We start from the raw sequence: 19,466 nt of genomic DNA on the forward strand, positions 1-19,466 counted from the left end.
TATTAAATTATGGAAAAAGGATATTTAGGCTTTAGGTGCGAGGTGTTAGGTGTTAGTTTTTTTCTAACACCTAACACCTCTTTTACTTTTAAGGTATATGGATATCCTTGAGCCGCATCTGCAGGGTGCGCCGGCCGTTCCAGTTGTTTTCTTCCAGCACATAGGCAATGTCAAACGGATCACCGGTTCGTACCGATGGCAGATATTCGTGCATATTGAAACCGATGGTATCAAAGGAACCCGACTGCCCCTGTTTGATCTTCATTTTGAGGTGACCATTCCCGACGATAGTGGGTTCACCAACTACGGTTACGCCTTTACTAACAAATATGGGACGAATGTTACCGGGACCAAAGGGCTCGAACTGACTCAACAGCTTCCAGAATTTCATGTCAACCTCAGTGAGATCAAGATCAGCATCAATAGTCAGCTCCGGCTCAAAGGAATTGTCGGAAAGATCACTGAAAGCCAGCTCGTTCATGCGGCGCCGGAATTCTGTGAGGTTGTCCTCAGCAAGGGTCAAACCGGCTGCAAACTCATGACCGCCGAACTGCTCCAGCAGGTCATCGCACTTCTTGATGGCGTTGTAAATATTAAAGCCTTTGATGCTTCGGGCTGATCCCTTGATCTTGCCATCCACATTACTAAGCATGATGGCCGGACGATGGTACAGATCCACCAGGCGCGAGGCCACAATACCGATCACCCCAAGGTGCCAGTCTTCAGCATACAGCACAATGGTGGAAGTCTCCTCCATATCGAAATTCTGATCGATCTGCTTCATGGCTTCCTTCATCGTTTGGGAATCCGTATCGCGACGCCTCAGGTTTATGGATTCCAGTTCCTGTGCATGAGCCTTTGCCTCGGCTATTGTTTCTGAGATCATCAGTTTCACGGCAGTGCTGGCATCTCCCATACGGCCTGCTGCATTGATGCGCGGACCGATCGAAAACACGATCTTAGAAGTGTTTACCTCTTCCTTTTTTACTTTGATAAGATCAAGTAACGCCTGAATCCCAACCCGTGGGCTTTTCCGGATCATGTTCAATCCGGCTTTCATCAGCACGCGGTTCTCATCTATGATAGGCACTATATCGGAGGCAATGGAGATGGCAACCAGATCCAGAAATTGAAAGGCGACCGATTTAGGTAATCCCAATTTCTTGATGGTGGCCTGAATGAGTTTAAACCCTACACCGGCTCCCGACAATCCATCGAAAGGATACTCACAATCGGGGCGTTTGGGATCCAGAACAGCCACGGCATCGGGTATTCCATCTCCTACGGTATGATGATCACATATGATCAGGTCGATACCTTTTTCTTTGGCTTCCCGGGCTTCCTCAATGGCTGTAATGCCACAGTCAACGGATACGATCAGAGTGGCATTGACTTCTTCTGCGTATTTGATACCATCGGGATTGATTCCATATCCCTCCTTGAAGCGGTGAGGGATATAGTAATCGGCGTCCACACCGAATTCCTTAAGAAAGGTGTAAACACAAGACGTAGCCGTAGTTCCGTCCACGTCGTAATCTCCATAAACGAGTACTTTCTCAGTGCGGCGAATGGCCAAGGCCAGCCGTTCTGCTCCTTCTTCCATATCCTTCATTAAAAAAGGATCGTGGAGGTTTTCTATCTTTGGCCTGAAAAAGTATTTTGCATCATCGTAAGTTTTTATGCCGCGGATAGCCAGTAATTGGGCTATTTTGGCCGGAATTCCAAGCTGTTCCCCTAATGCAGAGGCAGTCTCTTCCTGTTCCGGCTGCGCGTACGTCCAGCGGAATGACATGATTGTTTTTTGCTTTATTTTTATTCATAGAGGCTGATCGGCGGTCAGGCCGGTACGCCAACGCTCATTGCGTTTTCATTGGTTATATAAAATACTATTTACAGAGAGAAAATCAGCATACTTATCCGCTTTATTTTCAAATCTGCCCTCACAGGGGCGCTGCCTGTTATAACAACATTCACTTACATCTTTTAGTATGAAATGAACCGGTTCAGATTGAGAATCATTAAATAAATGCTGACCTTTGGAAGCGTTTCCTCACAAAGATTACGCATACATATTTTTCAGTTTAACAACAGACCAAAAGACCTTGAATTACTCCAGCTCCAAATTTCCGATCTTTGATGAACTCTACAATAACGAACACGAACAGGTCGTCATTTGTTCAGATCCTGATACCGGCCTAAAGGCCATCATTGCCATTCACAACACGACCCTGGGGCCTTCTCTTGGCGGAACCCGCATGTGGAATTATGAGTCTGAAGAAGCCGCCCTGCGTGATGTTCTGCGTCTCTCCCGTGGCATGACTTACAAGTCAGCCATATCCGGACTTAACCTTGGCGGCGGTAAAGCCATCATCATCGGGGATGCACGCACCGATAAAACGGAAGCTCTCTTTCGTGCCTTCGGACGTTTCGTAGATGGACTTGGTGGTCGCTATATCACCGCGGAAGATGTGGGCATGACTGAAAAGGAAATGGAATGGATCTATTCCGAAACCAAGTATGTAACCGGAATTCCAAAAGCATTGGGTGGCAGCGGGAACCCATCTCCTGTAACCGCTTATGGTGTATATATGGGTGTTAAGGCCTGTGCCAAAAAAGCCTACGGAAGTGATTCCCTCGAGGGTAAGAAGATCGCCCTGCAAGGTGCCGGAAATGTTGCTTCCTCGTTTGCACGCCACGCCGCAAAAGAAGGGGCAAAGTTATACATAAGTGATATTTATGAAGACAAAGCCAAAGCCCTGGTTGAAGAAGTGGGCGGCGAGCTGGTTAACAACCCTGATGACATCTACGGATTGGATGTAGACATATTCACACCATCTGCCTTAGGTGGGGTGATCAATGATGATACCTTGAAACAATTCAAATGTGATATCATTGCCGGTGCGGCCAACAACGTTCTGGATGAGGAAGATAAACATGGCCAAATGCTTCTGGATAAAGGGATCATCTATGCCCCTGATTATGTGATCAATGCAGGTGGGATCATCAATATTGCCAGCGAACTGGAAGGATATGATGAAGAAAGAGCCCTGAACAATGCCGGTAATATCTACAACACCATTACAGATATTCTGAGCTACTCAGAAGAACACGGCATTCCCGCTCACAAGGCATCAAATGCTCTGGCAGAAAAACGCATTGAAACAGTTGGTAAGATCAAGAATAAATATTCTTCCAATGCTCATGTTTCAGGACGTTTTGGAAGCATGTATAAACGTTTTATCGACTGATCGATCGACTGATAGAAACAAGATAATTCATTCGCAGGCACTTCATCTTCATGAAGTGCCTTTTTTATTGGGTTTATCTTTATATGTGGCACTAAAACACTCATCTGACCCTTATTTAAATGCGAATATCAGCTCGGTACAAACAGTGCTGTTTATACACCTTGAAGCGCCATATCGCAGAACATGAATCCCTGTGCCGATAGGCAGTCCCGAGATCTAATTGTTTTCCGGAAATCGACATCTGATTTTATGACTATACATGGATTCCCGCCTTCGCGGGAATGACTACAATTAATTTTTGCTTTAACAATACCTGGTCAATTTTGTCGACACCCTTCAATTAAATATGCAACAGAAATAGACGACCCTTATCCCGCGGATAGAATAATACATTCACTTTGTAATGTAGATTCGTCATAAATAGCGGTATTTTCAGGGATCATAATTTTCTGAATTTCATCGTACATCTCATTGAGTTACCTCACCTTTGTTTTAAAAGAGAGAAAAGTCCTGAGCTTTGGACTTTCATTTACCTTTTTTTCGAGCTTTGGTCAGACTTTCCTGATCTCACTGTTCGTGCCCTATTTTTTGACGGACTTTGATCTTTCAAATGCGGCTTTTGGTTCTATTTATTCGGCAGCCACTCTTGCCAGTGCCTCCATCCTTCCATTTCTGGGAAAATGGATCGATGTATTACCCATTGGTAAATACAGCTTATATGTGGCAACCGGCTTATTGGTAGCCGCACTCACGATGGCCTTTTCATGGCACATTGGTTTTCTTTTTGCAGGAATCCTTTTGCTTCGCTTATCCGGTCAGGGTTTGAGTGGTCATACTGCCGAAACTGCTATGGCTCGTTATTTCACTCTGCAGCGCGGTAAAGCTTTAAGTATTTCCAGCCTGGGATATCCAATTGGTGAGGGCATTTTACCCGTAGCAATTGCAGCTATATTAGCTGTTAGCAGCTGGCGAACCACATGGGGAATCATTGCTGCACTCATCGCTTTGGTCTTTATTCCATTCATCCTGTATGTCTTAAAGCAAACTGATATCGAGCAATCCAATCAAAAATTTAAAAGAAAGGAAGAGGATATAGACTCCGATTCAGAGTCAGGCTCATATTTTCAGATCATCAACGACCGAAATTTCTGGCTTATCCTACCGGCGATTCTGATTCCGCCTTTCTGGGCAACGGCCTTATTCCTGTATAAGGTTTCCATTGCCGAACAACTTGGGTGGACCGCAGCCATTATTGCATCTGCATTTATATTCTTTGCTGTGGCACGGATCATTAGTTCGCTTGGCATAGGCCCGGTCATTGACAAAATGAGTGCCATTAAGATCTTCCCATTCTACATACTGCCCTTTGGGGCGGGAGTCATGGTAGCCTATTTTCACCCCGGCGTATGGTCTGCTTTTTTATATATGGCCCTGGTTGGCATGACGCTTGGCTTTGGCAGCACCACCAAATCAGCTCTTTATGCTGAGTTGTACGGTGAAGATATGATCGGAACCGTTCGTTCTTTATTCGCAGCCATCATGGTATTCAGTACCGCACTTAGCCCTTTTTTAATGGGATGGATGCTGGATAACCATATAGCCATGGAAAGCATACTACTGATGGCTGCCACAACTGTGGTTTTTGGAGTGATTCTGGCTCTTATCGGGTTGAAGGATACAGAACCACATACTGCACAGTGAGGGTTGTTGGACAAACCGGGGCATCAGTTATATCTATAGATGCCTGCCCAATAAAATCCAATATTCTGCGTATCTTTGTGACTTATTAATTTTTTGAAAAAAGAGATCCTGTTAGTACTCCTATGAACATTGACGAATATAATTTCAAAGACCGACTTATCAAGGGAATGACCACCGATGGTCATTTTAAAATTTCTGTTGTTAAGACTACCGAAGTTGTAAAGACGGCTAAAGACAATCATTCTCTATCTCTGTTAAATACTGTGGTGCTTGGCAAAGCACTGACAGCCACCATGCTTCTGGCCTCCGAACTTAAGGGAGAGGAACGCATTCAGCTTCGAATGGATGGAGATGGCCCTATTGGCTTTCTGGTTGCTGAAGCCAATCAGGTGGGTGAGATCCGTGGTTATGTTAAGAATCCGGTGGCAGAACTCGATTACTCCAACCCTGATGTTCAACTCGGAGATGGCATCGGGCTCGGCATTCTGACGTTCTCGAAGATCTTATACAACGAAGCGGAACCCAGAACCAGCAGCATTGAGATCGTAAGTGGAGACATCACCAGTGATGTGGCTCATTATCTGGCTCAATCCGAGCAAATCCCATCGGCCTTACTTCTGGATGTTGGTATTGATGAAGAAGGTCAGGTAACCCATGCGGGGGGACTTATGATCCAGCGCATGCCGGGTGCTCCTGACGGGCAGATCGATATGCTGCAGGAACGTCTCGGCTCATTTCCACCGATTGATGAACTCCTGAGTGATGGTCAATATATTGATGAGATCATGACCAAGGCTGTATCTCCGCTTAAAGTAAAAGAACTCAACCGACAGCCGGTCGATTTCTTTTGCCGCTGTACGCGTAAGCGGTTCAAAAATGCGCTTTCCATGCTAAGTCTTGATGACCTGAAGGATATGGAAGGCGAAGGGCAGGAAGTAGTCTGCCAATATTGTAATAAAAAAGAGACCATCAGTAAGGAAGAGGTTGAGCAGATCATTTTAGAGGCTCAGGCCAAAATGAATTGACCGCACACTAAATTAAATGCTTCGCTGCCTTGTTTTAGCCCATAAATAACTAAAGGACATGAGTAAAAACGTAGTCATTGTAGGCGGAGGATTTGCCGGTATCTCAGCGGCCCAAAAGCTGTCATCTTCTGATGTAAACATCACCATTATTGACAAGACCAACCACCACCTGTTTCAGCCTTTGCTGTATCAGGTGGCTACTGCAGCTTTGTCACCCGGTGATATCGCCATGCCGATACGAGCCATATTCAGAAGGCAAAAAAATGTTGAGGTTGTGCTCGGTGAAGTCACCAATATTGACAAAGAACAACAATCGGTTCAACTTAAAAACGGGCATAGCTATCCTTTTGATTATCTACTCCTCGCTCCCGGGGCTCAATACAATTACTTCGGCAATGATGAATGGGAAAAACATGCACCGGGCTTAAAATCCATCTCCGATGCCCTCGATATAAGAGAGCGCATTTTACTTTCACTGGAACAGGCTGAACAGATCACCGATCCCAAAGAACGACAGCCTTACCTTACCTATGTGGTGATCGGGGGTGGCCCAACCGGGGTTGAAATGGCTGGCTCTATCGCAGAGATCGCCAAGCGCAGTATGATGCGTGACTTTAGAAACATCAAACCCGATGAAACCAAGATCTACCTGGTTGAGGCTGCTGATGGCATCCTGAATGCTTTTGAGGAACCGCTGTCTAAAAAAGGGCAGAAAACCCTTGAGGATATGGGAGTGGAAGTTTTATTGAATACCCCGGTCAAGGATATAAGGGAAAATGGCGTTCAGGTTGATGGTCATTTTATTGAAACTCCAAACATTGTGTGGGGGGCCGGTGTCGTTGCATCCCCACTGATCAAACAGCTCAAGGTTGAAACTGACAGGATCGGCCGGGCAATCGTGAACTCTGACCTTTCGATCGGGGATCACTCCAATATTTTTGTAGCCGGAGATGCCGCTCATGCCAAAGATAAACAGGGGAACCCCCTGCCCGGATTAGCACCCGTAGCCCTTCAGCAAGGCAAATACCTTGGCGAACTAATCAAAAATGAGCTCAGGGGAAGATCACGCAAAGATTTTGAATATGTCGATAAAGGAACTATGGCCACAATCGGACGAGCCAAAGCTGTGGCAGACGTTCGGGGATTTAAATTCAGTGGTTTCTTTGCATGGATGCTTTGGGGACTCATCCACATCTTCTTCCTGATCGGATTTCGCAACAGATTTAGAGTATTCGCCGAATGGATCTGGCATTATGTGACCTTCAAGCGTGGCGTTAGGCTGATCGCCAAGAAAGATGAAGAGTCATAAATAGAGACCATTTTTTTCAGCCGCTCGCTCCTTAATTGAGTAAAAGCCCCAAACGATGTATATTACATACATCATATTTGGAGAGAACGATGAAACGAACACAGATCTACCTTACCGAAGAAGAGAAGAAGGCCATTGAAAAGCTATCCGATGAGCGTGGTACGACCCAAAGCAATATCATTCGTGAGGCGATTGATGAATATGTGGCCAGGGAAAAAGAAAAGCCCAGGAAAAAATCCATCATGGATTTTGCAGGCATCTGGAAGGATAAAAAAGATCTTCCTGATATTGACGAGCTTAGAGATGAATGGGAAGAACGGTTAGATCAAATTTACAATGATCGTTGATTCAAACATTCTTATCGACTTTTTAAAAGGAAAGCCAGAAGCTTCTGAGTTCATCAGTCAGTTTGATCCAATTCTCACTTCTGTAGTGGTTGTTTCAGAACTTTATGCAGGAATAATCTCCAAAAATGAACTTCGGGAATTAATGGCTTTTATTGAACAATCTGTTAAACAAATTCCGATCTCAGAAGAAATTGCAAAAGAAGCCGGCCTCTTAAGAATGAAATATGGTAAAAGTCACGGATTACGATTACCGGATGCATTTATAGCTGCAACAGCTATTGTAAATAATATTCCTGTAGCCTCTCTCGACAAAAAGCATTTCTCTGTCTTGACCGATGATCTGGTTGTACCCTACTGATCTCACACAAACATTAGGTCAGCGAGGATCTACATCAACTGCGTCATCTTTGTTCCTGAAAAGCTTATTGATCAAATGGCGAAGGAAGTCCCACACCCACAATTTTCTGTGGCATTCGGGTTGTCAAAAGTGAAACCGCGGGCATCCAGGCCGTCGGGATAATCGATCTGCATCCCTTCCAGATACATAAGATGCTTTTCAGCTACAATGATCTCGACCCCGAAGCTTTCAAATACTTTGTCCTCATCTGTACGGTGGTCTAACCCAAGCTTATAGCTTAAACCGGAACAGCCCCCTCCATCCACGGCAACCCTAAGGTAAATGTCATCGCTCATTCCTTCTTCACTCTTGATCTTTTGCACCTGTCTGGCGGCTCTTTCAGTGAGTGAAACAGGCTCTCCTGTCAGGTGTTCTTTTTCAAAGGGATTCTCTGAGACAGCTGTATCTTCCCCATCCTCATCAATCAGGGAGGCGATCACATCATCTAAATTCTCGTCTTGCATACTCATAGGAACTACACTATTTGGAATGAGTCAAAATTACGAAGTTTTATGGGAAAAAGTGTAATGCGTTACTCCATCCTTTTCAAACAGATCAAGTACGCCGGCACTCACCAGGTTGACCAATATTTTAGCTGCACGATAGGTTGTTACACTGATCAGCAGCGAGAACCTCTTAACCGTGATATCCCCGTATTCATTCAGAAACCTGAACAACTGTTGCTCATTTTCACCATACTCAAAGGTGACCCCTTCTGATGAGGCGTTTTGTTTGAGCACTTCAACATACTCATCACTGGCAACCACACTTTCATGGTCCACCCTTACATACACCTGCCTGTACTTTTCCCCTTTAACATAGATCGGTTTTTTTTCGGCTTCGGGCACTTTGACCAGCAATACATCTCTTTCCCCGATATTCACCAGTTCGATCCTGATATCCACTTCCGGGATACACACTTCCCTAGCTGCCTGATTGAGCCAGAATTCCTCCTCATGATAGCTTTCCACACCAATGATCTCACCATTATCTTCAACCCCGATCAAAATGGTTCCTCCTTTGGTATTGGATAATGCAGCAATTTCCCTGGCGATCTTTTCCGGTGAGGCGACACTATGTTTGAATTCCAAAAAGCTGCTTTCTCCGGTCTGTACAAGGTTCTTCAAATCATTCCGCGTAAGCTTTGAAAGCTCCACAGAATTGGAGTACTGCATGTAAAATTCAAATTCATCTTCCATCGTAAGCAGGGTTTCGAGTTACGCGTTACGAGTTACAGGACCCATTTTGTGAAACCTGTAACTCGTAACACGAAACCCAATTACATCACAATTTCATCTTTCGGATCACGCGTCATCAATTTGTACAACGCATCTCTCGGATCCATATTTTCGAATAAGATACTGTAAACAGCCTGTGTGATCGGCATTTCCACATGGTTCTTTTCAGCCCAGTCACGAACCGATTTTGTGGTTTTAACACCCTCAGCCACCATATTCATACTATTTACAATGTCATCGAGCTTTTCACCCTGACCGATCCTGAAACCAACCGACCTGTTTCTACTATGGGAACTTGTACAGGTCACGATCAGATCTCCCATCCCGGTCAGACCCGAAAAGGTATCTGAGTGAGCACCTAACAATTGTCCCATTCGTTTCATTTCGTGGAGTCCGCGCGTGATCAAAGCCGCCTTGGCGTTGTCTCCTAATTCGGCTCCATCCACAATACCCGCAGCTATAGCCATAATATTCTTGACCGATCCACCGATCTCAACACCGATCACATCATTGTTAACATAGACCCGAAACATGGGCGTCAAAAACGTTTCCTGAATGATCTTGGCTGTACGTGTGGAGTAGGCAGCAGCTACAACGGTGGTTGGTTTTAATTGCCCCACTTCCTCGGCATGACTTGGTCCGTACAATACCCCAATATTATCTTCAAAGGTGGTTCCCTCCATCACTTCTATCAATACCTGAGACATGGTTTTAAAGGTATCATTTTCGATACCTTTTGCTACCGTCACCAGGATCTCATGACCATCCAGGCAGGGCTTTATTTTTTCAGCAACCTCCCTGAGTGTATGCGAAGGTGTGGCGAATACAACCATATCCTGTGATTGCAGGCACTGCTCGATGTTATTATAGGCCACAATAGAATCAGGCAGTTCAATATCATTCAGGTAGGATGGATTTTTGTGATCTTCGTTTATCCGGTTGGCAATTTCTTCCTCACGGGCCCATATCTGAACCTGATTTCCGGCCTGATCCAGAACCATGGCTAAAGCCGTTCCAAAACTGCCTGCTCCAATAACTGTTACGTTTTTGCCGCTCATACCTGTGCTTTCTCGAGATCTTGTTCCTGAGATTCCTCTTCTGACTTATTTTTATTTCCGTAAATATTCACCCGGCTTTCAGTTCCATTCATCAATCTTTGGATATTGGATTTATGCTTATAAATGATCCCCGCTGCAATGATGATTGCAAATATGATAATACTGCCATCCACATTGATCCCTAACCCAAAGCGCATAACAAGCAAACTTACCGGGTAGATAAAACTTGCCGTCATGGAAGCTAATGATACATATCGGGTGGTTAGTACGATCACAATAAAGATCACGCTCGAAATACCTATAGAGATCGGTTCAATACCGTAAAGCATCCCGCAGGCTGTGGCAGCTCCCTTTCCTCCTTTAAAATTGGCAAAGATCGGAAACATATGCCCGGTTACAGCAAACAGTCCACAAGTTATCTTCAGAAAAGCATCGGCTTCCCAGCCGGGAGGAGCGATCGGGCCATTACTGATCTCAAAGGCATACATGGCTACCCAATACGAAGCCACAAATCCTTTCATGAAATCAAGCACAAGTACACTCACGCCCGACTTCCAGCCTAAATTCCTAAAAGCATTGGTTGTGCCAAGATTTCCACTTCCAAAATTCCGGATATCCATTTTATGGAAGATCTGACCCACCCACAGTGAGGAAGGTATAGACCCCAATACATAACTGATAGCCAGTACTGTAAATAATGCAATCATGTGCCTCGTATTTTTTGGAAGTTAAGAGATTGGGGCATTAGTTAGTAGTTAATGGTTTTTGGGAATTCTGCCATTAACTATTATACCAATAACCTTTAACCAAATACACTAAACATGCCGCTCAGCGTGATAAGAAGAACGTACCAACGGGCCACTTTCCACATGCTCAATACCAAGCTTTTCACCGATCCCTTTGTATTCTGCAAATTGATCTGGGTGTACCCAGTCAACTACAGGATGGTGCATCTTGGTGGGCTGCATGTACTGACCGATCGTCAAGACATCCACACCATGATCCACACAATCCTGCATCAGCTCGATCACTTCTTCCCGCTCTTCTCCAAGCCCTACCATAATTCCGGTCTTGGTTCTGATGCCTGCATTCTTGGTGCGTTGTAAGAGTTCAAGGGAACGCTCATATCGTGCCTGCGGGCGGACTCGTCGATACTTACTTGGTACCGTTTCAAGGTTGTGGCTCAATACATCCGGAGGAGTATCAAACACGATCTGAAGGGCTGCATCCCATTCTCCACGAAAATCAGGAATCAGAGATTCAATGGTTACTCCCGGAATGGCTTTTCTTAACTCTTCATGGCAGGCTGCAAAAATTGGTGCTCCACCATCCTTACGCTCATCACGGTTAACAGAGGTCAGCACCACATGCTTTAATTTCATTTTGGCGGCCGCATCAGCTACACGCTTCGGCTCATCCCAATCCAGTTCAGCCGGTGGCCGACCGGTTTTAATAGCACAGAAAGCACAGGAACGGGTGCAAACATCTCCCAGGATCATAAAAGTAGCTGTTCCGGCACCCCAGCATTCTCCCATATTCGGGCAACGGGCTTCAGAACAAACCGTATTCAGGTTATTGTCTCGAATGGTTTGTGAAACCTCTTTGAATTTCTCTCCCGATGGGAGTTTTACCCTCAGCCAGTCCGGCCGCCGGTTTTTTTCTGATGGTTTGTCAACTACCTGAAGTTCTTTGATCATGGTGCTTCTTTAGTGATTTAGTGCCGATCCCTTAAGACCTGCAAGACCGTTGTCATCCTGAGCGGTTAGAATTATGATTAGGCTTTCCATGTATTTCGCGAAGGATCTCAAAGTATAAAACAGTTCAAATATTGAACCTTGAGACTCTTCGCGTTCAGTATCATTACCTATAAGACTTTTGGACGCTCAGAGTGACAACCATTTTGATATTAAAAACAGAATTAAAGTTACGAAATAATCTGCTCCACTTCTTGCAGGGAACCCTGCTTTGAAATGGATACTTCAAATACCTCTTCAAAGTGAAATATAATCCGTTCTTTAACCTCTTCGGCGTCAATTTCTTTGCCGGAAAGAGCCTGTAAACTGGTAACGGATTTATCGTCAATGCCGCACGGCACGATATTGTTAAAATATCTCAAGTCAGTGTTTACGTTGAGCGCAAAACCGTGCATGGTTACCCAGCGAGAACAGCGAATACCCATGGCACAGATCTTTTCATTATTTACCCATACACCTGTTTGTCCTTCAATTCGATGAGCTTCAAATCCATAATCGGCACACACTTTGATCATGATCTCTTCAAGGTACCGAAGGTAACGATGTACATCCGTAAAATGCCTGTCCAGATCCAGAATGGGATAACCCACGATCTGCCCGGGGCCGTGGTACGTGATATCGCCCCCGCGATCGATCTTCAGGAACTCAGCTTCAAGCTGCTGAAGCTCCATCATGGATCGTAGCATATGTTCTTCACTGCCGCTTTTACCGAGGGTGTAAATGTGAGGATGCTCCACAAAAAGAAGTATATCACCCAGGCGCTTTCTGTTGGATTTGCCTTTCTGTTCTGCTCGTTTTTCATCGATCAGCCGCTGCTGAATAGACTTCTGCAGATCCCATACCGGCTGGTATGAGGCATGACCTAAATCGTACAGTTCGATGATCTTTTGAGACATGTTAGTTCATTATTACGCCGTAGGGGCAATTCATGAATTGCCCCTACGGCGGAGGTTATTTCAACCAGACATTAAATAATCAGATACTCATATAAGTATATCACCTTTTCACGGATTCGCTTGTGCAAACAATGGCTGGTCCAAGCGAGACGCTTGTACCAGGTGAATGGTTTTGCCGGGAAGCACCAAGTTTAAAAACAGCTTCTTAGCCATTGGCTTACACCCTCCGCCGGTTTTGACGAGTCAAAACCAAGGCACCTCCCTCAAGGGAGGACTCTTTATCTTATCATACTCGATCTTATCGATAACCGGTCCGATCGATATTATAAGTATCTATTCTTCGAAACTTGTGCAAGCGTCCCGCTTGTACGAACAACGTCTGGTCCAAGCGTGACGCTTGAACCAGACTAATGGTATCGTTATTCAAATCAACCATCGGTCAGACTGGCTTGAAGCCGTCAGACCGAGATGCAATTATTACCAAGACAAAAATGGCTCCCGAAGGAGCCAAATTCTCTATCACAAATTTGCGCTGATCATACAATCAGCGTAACCTGTGACCTATTTTTTCTTAACGGGAGTTCCTAAGTGAACACCTTCGTTGTATGCTTCAGCTACAGCTTCCATCACGGCCTCAGAGAGGGTTGGGTGTGGGTGAACCGCGCTGATAATTTCATGTCCGGTGGTTTCAAGGTCACGGGCAACAACCGCTTCAGCGATCATTTCCGTCACACCGAATCCGATCATATGGCAACCGAGCCACTCACCGTATTTGGCATCGAATACAACCTTAACAAAGCCTTCTTCGTGCCCGAGCGCTGTGGCTTTTCCGGAAGCAGAAAGCGGAAACTTACCGACTTTCACATCAAAACCTTCATCCTTGGCTTGCTGCTCTGTGTAACCAACAGAAGCGATCTGAGGCTCACAATAAGTACAGCCCGGAATGTTGTTGTAATTGATCGGGTGTGGATTTTGTCCGGCTAACTGCTCAGCCAGAACTACCGCTTCATGAGACGCTTTATGTGCCAGCCATGGTGCACCGATAATATCACCGATGGCATAGATGCCATCAACATTGGTCTTGTAGGTTTTCTTATCAACCACAATTGCGCCTTTCTCGGTTTTCACGCCGGCTTTATCGAGACCGAGTCCTTCTACGTTTCCGGTCACACCAACGGCAGAAAGAACCACATCGGCTTCGATCTTCTCTTCGCCTTTTTTGGTCTTCACGGTGACTTCAACGCCCTTGCCTTTCTTCTTCACGTTTTCGACCGTGCTTCCGGTCATCACGTTCATGCCTTTCTTCTTATAGAGCTTACCGAGTTCTTTTCCGACATCTTTATCCTCTACCGGCACCAGGGTATCCTGAAGTTCCACGATCGTTACTTCAGTACCGATGGTATTGTAGAAATAGGCAAACTCAACGCCAATAGCGCCGGCCCCTACGATCACCATTTTCTTAGGCTGCTTTTCAAGCTGCATAGCCTTTTCAGAGTCAATGATCATCTCACCGTCGATCTCTAATCCCGGAAGCTGACGCGGACGTGCTCCGGTAGCCACGATAAAATGCTTGGCTTTGATGCTTTCCTGCTCTTTGCCTTTTTCATCATTGACAGCCAGCTCGGATTTGGATTTGAAAACACCGGTGCCCATGAAAACTTCGATCTTGTTCGCTTTCATCAGGAACTGAACGCCTTTGCTCATCTTATTGGCAACACCACGGCTCCGCTTTACAATACCTTCAAAATCAGCGGAATAATCCTTTACATTGATCCCATAATCTGAAGCGTGCTCGATCGACTCATAGACTTCTGCCGAACGCAGCAAGGCTTTGGTTGGGATACAACCAATATTCAAACAAACACCGCCAAGATGTCTTTTTTCTACAATTGCGGTTTTAAAGCCAAGCTGAGAAGCGCGGATGGCGGCTACATATCCGCCGGGGCCTGACCCAATTACACATACATCAAATTCTTTTGCCATGGTACTTTTTGATAATAGTTTTGAAGTTCATCGCCTGGCGAAACTCAATTCGCCACAGCGCACTTTTAAAAGCTCTAAAAGGTAAGGGTTTTTAAGTTGAACTTCGAATATTGAACAAGGAATAATGAATATTGAAGTTCGACCGGTTTAAAATACAGCACTAAATATTCACAATCTTTAATTCTCAAATCGATTCACTTTTGTTATAATGAGAGAACACTTAGAGAGAACCATTTCATCTTGATCTTATGGCTAAAATCACTACCATTCTGCTTCTTTTTTTCACCTTTGTTCTATCAGGTAATGCTCAGGCAACTGACCCGGATCCTGCTGCCATGAAGAAGAATATCGAGGAGCTGGCTAAATACTTTGAAGGAAAAGGGTATGCCTTCAATGAGATGCTGGAAGACCCAAGGTATGAGCCGGTTGAGAATATCACCCTTAAATTTACCCGGGCTGCAGAACGGGTGATCGAGGACTTCAGTGAGTATCAACAGGTTCTGAATTACGACCATAAGAAAATGCTCATTAATGATTTTATGAAACAGTATGAGTCTGATCTGGAGTCGGCTGAAAAAGAATATGGCATACCTAAAAATGTGATCGCGGGAATCCTGGGGGTTGAATCAGAATTTGGGAAATATAGTGGTACTTATAACCCTTTCAATGTATATGTATCTATGTATGCAGAAGGCCACCGTGCCGAATTTGCAAAGGCTCAACTGGAAGAGCTGCTTATTTTTGTAAAAAATAATGATCTGGACGTATTCGAGCTGAGGTCCAGCTACGCCGGAGCCATGTCGTATGCCCAATTCATTCCTTACTCCCTCAACCGCTGGTGGGTGGGTAAGGACCTCTATCATATGCCAAACAACATCAATTCGGTGGCTAAGTATCTGTCTCATTTCAAAGAAATAACCGGGACTGTTGAAGGGGCTATCTACCGATACAACCCAAGTGACCTTTACACTCAGGCTGTGTTGTCTCTGGCAAATGAGGTGACTGAAGTTACTGAGGGTACGAAGTGATCCAGTTATTGGTTATTCGTTAAGAGAAATTCAATAAATATAATCCCATTCGCGATTATACCACTAACGAATAACCAAACCTCACTCTAAATACTTAGCCAGGGTTTCCATTAGGTTATCTGAGGAAAGCGCCATTCCATATTCAGCGATCTCACCCTTAGGGCCCACTAAGTAATAGGTTGGATAGGAATTCACTGAATACAACTCCTGTGTTTCGTTATTCTCTTTATAGATTTCAGGGATCTGAGGCCATTGTATATTTTCACGCTCAATAAATTGCTTAAATCGATCCAGACTCGGTTCATTAGCGATCCCAACGATCTCGAAATTTTCTCCGCCATAACGTTCATATGCTTCTTTGATGACAGGCAAAGCTTCGAGGCAAGGTCCGCACCAGGTGCCCCAGAAATCGATCATCACATACTTCCCACGCAGATCAGATAATGTCAAGTCATTGCCATCCAAAGTTTCAGCGGTAAAGTCAGGTGCCATCGTTCCCGGGCGCAATGCCACCTTTGGGTCTACATCTTCTTCCGACTCTACGATCGTCATGGAACCCCCGTCTGCTGATATTTCTGAGATCTCCCAGCTTTCCCCCGCGATGTTGAAGGGCTCTGTGACCGGATAGGCCTCAAATCCGTCTTCCATGATGTCGAATTGACCATCCTCATCCAGATCGATATAGAAGTATGTATAAGGTTCGATCCGATATGGCGGAGCACTTTCTTTGATGAGAGCTACCTCGAAGGTTTGATCGTTGACGGTCCACGTGCCCATCCGAAGATGATCGAAATAAAGCTGCAGGCTTTCAGAAGGTTGGGTGTCCGACAAATAGAGTAAGCTCGCAGGACCTTCAAATTCTACGATTTCTCTTCCGTTATAATACTCCATTCGGGCCGTTACTCCCGCCTCCATCACCTCGAATACATTGTCCTGAAACTCCACGGTAGAGGGTTCAAAGTAAATGGGATCTTCTTCATCAAATTCCCCGTTTTCGTTTTCTACAAAAACCAGCATATCTCCGTTTTCATCTTCTCCCACAGCCACCGTAAAGATCACGTCCACCCAGTCATCAGTTACCGTTTCCTCGCTGATCATCATCATATTTCGTTGATATACGGAAGAGTCGATGAAACCCTCTGCGAAACCCTGAACCACATACTGTTCAAGATCCAGGATCCCATGAATAACCTCTCCCTCTGTCAATGCTTCCGGCAGTTCAGTTGGCTCACCCGGATACTGAGGCTCAAACACATAATTACCGCCCATGTTCAGCGCTAAAATGGGTGGAACCTGTCCGTCATTCTCCTGAAGTGAAAGCTTGAGCTCAAATGGAGGGCCAGGGGCTTGCTCAGTACAGGAAAGCATCAGAAATAGTATTGAAAGTATAAAAAACAGGTTTTTCATGAGCTCGGAGATGAATTTTGCTTAGATCTCCACAGATTATAAGAAAATTTTGGATGTTTGATTTTTTATTCTACATTTGTAGAAACAATTCTAACCTTGTAGAACAACATGGATCTATCACAAACTGAAGAAGAACTGATGCAGCACCTGTGGAAGCTGGAAAAGGCTTTCATGAAAGACCTGCTGGATGAATATCCTGAGCCCAAACCGGCTCCCACCACCGTTGCAACGCTTTTAAAACGCATGACCGAAAAAGGGTTTGTGGAATATGAACAAATGGGGCGCTCGCGACAGTATTATCCATTGGTCAGGAAATCTGATTATTTCTCGAAGCATGTAAATGGATTGATCAAGAAGTTCTTTGACAATTCAGCTTCACAGTTTGCCTCTTTTTTTACATCCGAGACGGACTTATCGGAGGCAGAACTAAAGGAACTAAAAAGCATCGTTGAAAAAGAGATAGAGAGGAAGCACCAGTGATCACTTATCTATTTTATTCTTCAATAAGCTTGGCTTTTTTATTACTGGTATACCGATTTATGCTGGAGAAGGAAAAACGATTTACTTTCAACCGGATATTTTTACTCTGGAGTCTCGTTTTTTCACTAACCATTCCATTACTTCCTGTTGGTATAGCTCCGGTTGAAATGCAGTGGGCCGGTCTTTTCATATCAGGTGAGAACATTTCGGCAGCAAATACTCAACAGCTGAATAGCATTAACATGAATTCGGACTTTCAGCCGCCAAATGAGATGAATAAGCCCTCTGAGAGTTCTAGTGAAATGCCCTTTCAGGTTGCATTTCTTATCTATATGACGGTAACAACTGTATTGTTTTTACGATTGGTGCGATCTCTTCATGAACTTCAGTCTAAGACCAAACGAGAGTCTGCGTACATGAAAAACGGTGTCAGGATCGTGCTCTTGACCAGGCAAGTTATTCCTCATTCTTTTCTTAATGCAGTATTTGTCAACAAGAAGAGGTTTGAACAAGGAAAAATCCCCGAGGAAGTCTTAGCTCATGAAGTTGCCCACGTCAGACAGATGCATTCGCTGGATATACTTTTTGTGGAGGCTTTAAAAATAATCTTTTGGTTCAATCCACTTCTTTATCTCTACAAACATTGTATAGCACAAAATCACGAGTACCTTGCGGATCAAGCCGTACTATCTAAAGGCACCGGCATACAACAGTATCAAAGAATGCTTTTGAAAACTATGGAAGAAAAAACCATATACAGCTTGGCAAGCAGCTTCAATTTTTCTTTAACAAAACGGAGGCTACAAATAATGACTCAATCCAAAACAAAAGCGAAATTTTTCGTCAAACTTACAATGCTGGTTCCACTCTTTGCCGGACTATCGTTGATGCTGGGGTGTGAACCTGCATCAAATCAGAACCCATCTGATATTGACACGTCCAACGAACTTAGCATTGAAATTCTGGAAGACAATGCACTGCTCATGGATGAGAACCCTATGACTTTAGATGAATTGAATAGTCTTTTATCAGAAATGCCTGAAAGTCCTAGGTTGGTTAGAATGGAAGTCAGCCCTGAGGCTGAATTTGGAATAGTAACAGATGTCCAAAGTATTCTGCGAAAGCATGAGGCCTTTAGAATAAGTTACTCAACCAAAGATAGTGATGGTAGCAGTGACCTAACACTACCGCCTGCTCCTCCTGAACCAGATGAACAGGTAGAAACTCAAAATCTTATGCAAATTTTAATGAATAGTGATGGCAGGCTACTGATGAATGAAAAACCTGCTGAGCTAAATGAAGTGAAAGAGAAAATCAAACAGTTTGTGAATAAAGACAGCTCAGGGCCGAACGCGGCCGTTATTACCATAAAAACTTTAAAAGAAACACCTTATGAATTGTATGCTAAATTGCTGAATGAAGTCAGAAGCGCATATGACGAGTTGAGAAATGAGGCTGCTCAAGATCAGTTTGGAATGGCTTTTTCAAGTCTTGAACAGAATAGCACTGAAAGAGAGACCATTCAGGAAATGTATCCAATAAAATTATCGGTCGTACCTCCGGAGAAAAATTAATAGTGACCATTGATTGAAAAC

General features: G+C 44.5%; 18 protein-coding genes. 9 read left to right on the forward strand and 9 right to left on the reverse strand.

The window, feature by feature from the left end; genetic code table 11:
- Window positions 1-88 precede the first annotated feature (88 nt).
- Window positions 89-1,792 (reverse strand): single-stranded-DNA-specific exonuclease RecJ, encoded by a 1,704-nt coding sequence (gene recJ, locus C3B73_RS13150; protein WP_103666065.1) that lies wholly within the window; start codon window positions 1,790-1,792, stop codon window positions 89-91.
- 337 nt (window positions 1,793-2,129) lie between these two features.
- Here recJ and C3B73_RS13155 point away from each other — a divergent pair, with 337 nt between their 5' ends.
- The 6 genes from C3B73_RS13155 to C3B73_RS13180 all read left to right on the forward strand — a co-directional run bounded on the left by C3B73_RS13155 (window position 2,130) and on the right by C3B73_RS13180 (window position 7,988).
- Window positions 2,130-3,248: a Glu/Leu/Phe/Val family dehydrogenase gene (locus tag C3B73_RS13155; RefSeq protein WP_157939527.1), complete on the forward strand. Its 1,119-nt coding sequence runs from the start codon at window positions 2,130-2,132 to the stop codon at window positions 3,246-3,248.
- Between the two features lie 471 nt (window positions 3,249-3,719).
- Entirely contained in the window at window positions 3,720-4,949 is a 1,230-nt protein-coding gene (locus tag C3B73_RS13160) for an MFS transporter (RefSeq protein ID WP_157939515.1), read from the forward strand.
- A gap of 122 nt (window positions 4,950-5,071) precedes the next feature.
- The gene (gene hslO, locus C3B73_RS13165; protein WP_103666067.1) at window positions 5,072-5,974 is read left to right on the forward strand and encodes an Hsp33 family molecular chaperone HslO; all 903 of its coding nucleotides are present in this window, start codon (window positions 5,072-5,074) and stop codon (window positions 5,972-5,974) included.
- Between the two features lie 58 nt (window positions 5,975-6,032).
- Window positions 6,033-7,283, forward strand: coding sequence for an NAD(P)/FAD-dependent oxidoreductase (locus tag C3B73_RS13170; protein WP_103666068.1), 1,251 nt, complete (start codon window positions 6,033-6,035; stop codon window positions 7,281-7,283).
- A gap of 89 nt (window positions 7,284-7,372) precedes the next feature.
- Complete coding sequence (locus tag C3B73_RS13175; RefSeq protein ID WP_103666069.1) at window positions 7,373-7,630, forward strand: ribbon-helix-helix domain-containing protein; 258 nt, start codon at window positions 7,373-7,375, stop codon at window positions 7,628-7,630.
- Complete coding sequence (locus C3B73_RS13180) at window positions 7,620-7,988, forward strand: type II toxin-antitoxin system VapC family toxin (RefSeq protein WP_103666070.1); 369 nt, start codon at window positions 7,620-7,622, stop codon at window positions 7,986-7,988. The genes C3B73_RS13175 and C3B73_RS13180 overlap by 11 nt, the downstream gene beginning before the upstream one ends.
- A gap of 71 nt (window positions 7,989-8,059) precedes the next feature.
- On the opposite strand, the gene C3B73_RS13185 is transcribed toward C3B73_RS13180, so the two are convergent.
- The 7 genes from C3B73_RS13185 to lpdA all read right to left on the reverse strand — a co-directional run bounded on the left by C3B73_RS13185 (window position 8,060) and on the right by lpdA (window position 14,956).
- Complete coding sequence (locus tag C3B73_RS13185; protein ID WP_103666071.1) at window positions 8,060-8,497, reverse strand: HesB/IscA family protein; 438 nt, start codon at window positions 8,495-8,497, stop codon at window positions 8,060-8,062.
- A gap of 30 nt (window positions 8,498-8,527) precedes the next feature.
- The gene (locus C3B73_RS13190; protein ID WP_103666072.1) at window positions 8,528-9,226 is read right to left on the reverse strand and encodes an AlbA family DNA-binding domain-containing protein; all 699 of its coding nucleotides are present in this window, start codon (window positions 9,224-9,226) and stop codon (window positions 8,528-8,530) included.
- An 80-nt stretch (window positions 9,227-9,306) separates the two neighbouring features.
- Window positions 9,307-10,323 carry an NAD(P)H-dependent glycerol-3-phosphate dehydrogenase gene (locus C3B73_RS13195; protein WP_103666073.1) on the reverse strand — a complete coding sequence of 339 codons (1,017 nt, stop codon included), beginning with the start codon at window positions 10,321-10,323 and terminating at the stop codon, window positions 9,307-9,309.
- Window positions 10,320-11,030 carry a glycerol-3-phosphate 1-O-acyltransferase PlsY gene (gene plsY / locus C3B73_RS13200; protein WP_103666074.1) on the reverse strand — a complete coding sequence of 237 codons (711 nt, stop codon included), beginning with the start codon at window positions 11,028-11,030 and terminating at the stop codon, window positions 10,320-10,322. Before plsY ends, C3B73_RS13195 begins: the two co-directional genes overlap by 4 nt.
- Window positions 11,031-11,138: 108 nt before the next feature.
- On the reverse strand, window positions 11,139-12,020 hold the full coding sequence (gene lipA / locus C3B73_RS13205) for a lipoyl synthase (protein ID WP_103666075.1): 882 nt from the start codon (window positions 12,018-12,020) through the stop codon (window positions 11,139-11,141).
- Window positions 12,021-12,247: 227 nt separating this feature from the next.
- Window positions 12,248-12,973 carry a lipoyl(octanoyl) transferase LipB gene (gene lipB, locus C3B73_RS13210; protein ID WP_103666076.1) on the reverse strand — a complete coding sequence of 242 codons (726 nt, stop codon included), beginning with the start codon at window positions 12,971-12,973 and terminating at the stop codon, window positions 12,248-12,250.
- Window positions 12,974-13,534: 561 nt separating this feature from the next.
- Window positions 13,535-14,956 carry a dihydrolipoyl dehydrogenase gene (gene lpdA, locus C3B73_RS13215; RefSeq protein ID WP_103666077.1) on the reverse strand — a complete coding sequence of 474 codons (1,422 nt, stop codon included), beginning with the start codon at window positions 14,954-14,956 and terminating at the stop codon, window positions 13,535-13,537.
- A 248-nt stretch (window positions 14,957-15,204) separates the two neighbouring features.
- Between lpdA and C3B73_RS13220 the strand changes: the two genes are divergently transcribed.
- Entirely contained in the window at window positions 15,205-15,984 is a 780-nt protein-coding gene (locus C3B73_RS13220) for a lytic murein transglycosylase (RefSeq protein ID WP_232803223.1), read from the forward strand.
- An 81-nt stretch (window positions 15,985-16,065) separates the two neighbouring features.
- On the opposite strand, the gene C3B73_RS13225 is transcribed toward C3B73_RS13220, so the two are convergent.
- Window positions 16,066-17,391, reverse strand: a complete 1,326-nt coding sequence (locus C3B73_RS13225) for a TlpA family protein disulfide reductase (protein WP_103666078.1) — start codon at window positions 17,389-17,391, stop codon at window positions 16,066-16,068.
- Between the two features lie 108 nt (window positions 17,392-17,499).
- On the opposite strand from C3B73_RS13225, the gene C3B73_RS13230 reads away from it, so the two are divergent.
- Both C3B73_RS13230 and C3B73_RS13235 read left to right on the forward strand, forming a co-directional pair.
- Window positions 17,500-17,871 carry a BlaI/MecI/CopY family transcriptional regulator gene (locus C3B73_RS13230; RefSeq protein ID WP_103666079.1) on the forward strand — a complete coding sequence of 124 codons (372 nt, stop codon included), beginning with the start codon at window positions 17,500-17,502 and terminating at the stop codon, window positions 17,869-17,871.
- Window positions 17,868-19,445 (forward strand): M56 family metallopeptidase, encoded by a 1,578-nt coding sequence (locus C3B73_RS13235; RefSeq protein ID WP_157939516.1) that lies wholly within the window; start codon window positions 17,868-17,870, stop codon window positions 19,443-19,445. The genes C3B73_RS13230 and C3B73_RS13235 overlap by 4 nt, the downstream gene beginning before the upstream one ends.
- Window positions 19,446-19,466 lie beyond the last annotated feature (21 nt).

Origin of the sequence: Gracilimonas amylolytica, assembly GCF_002911695.1 — a bacterium.
Classification (GTDB): domain Bacteria; phylum Bacteroidota; class Rhodothermia; order Balneolales; family Balneolaceae; genus Gracilimonas; species Gracilimonas amylolytica.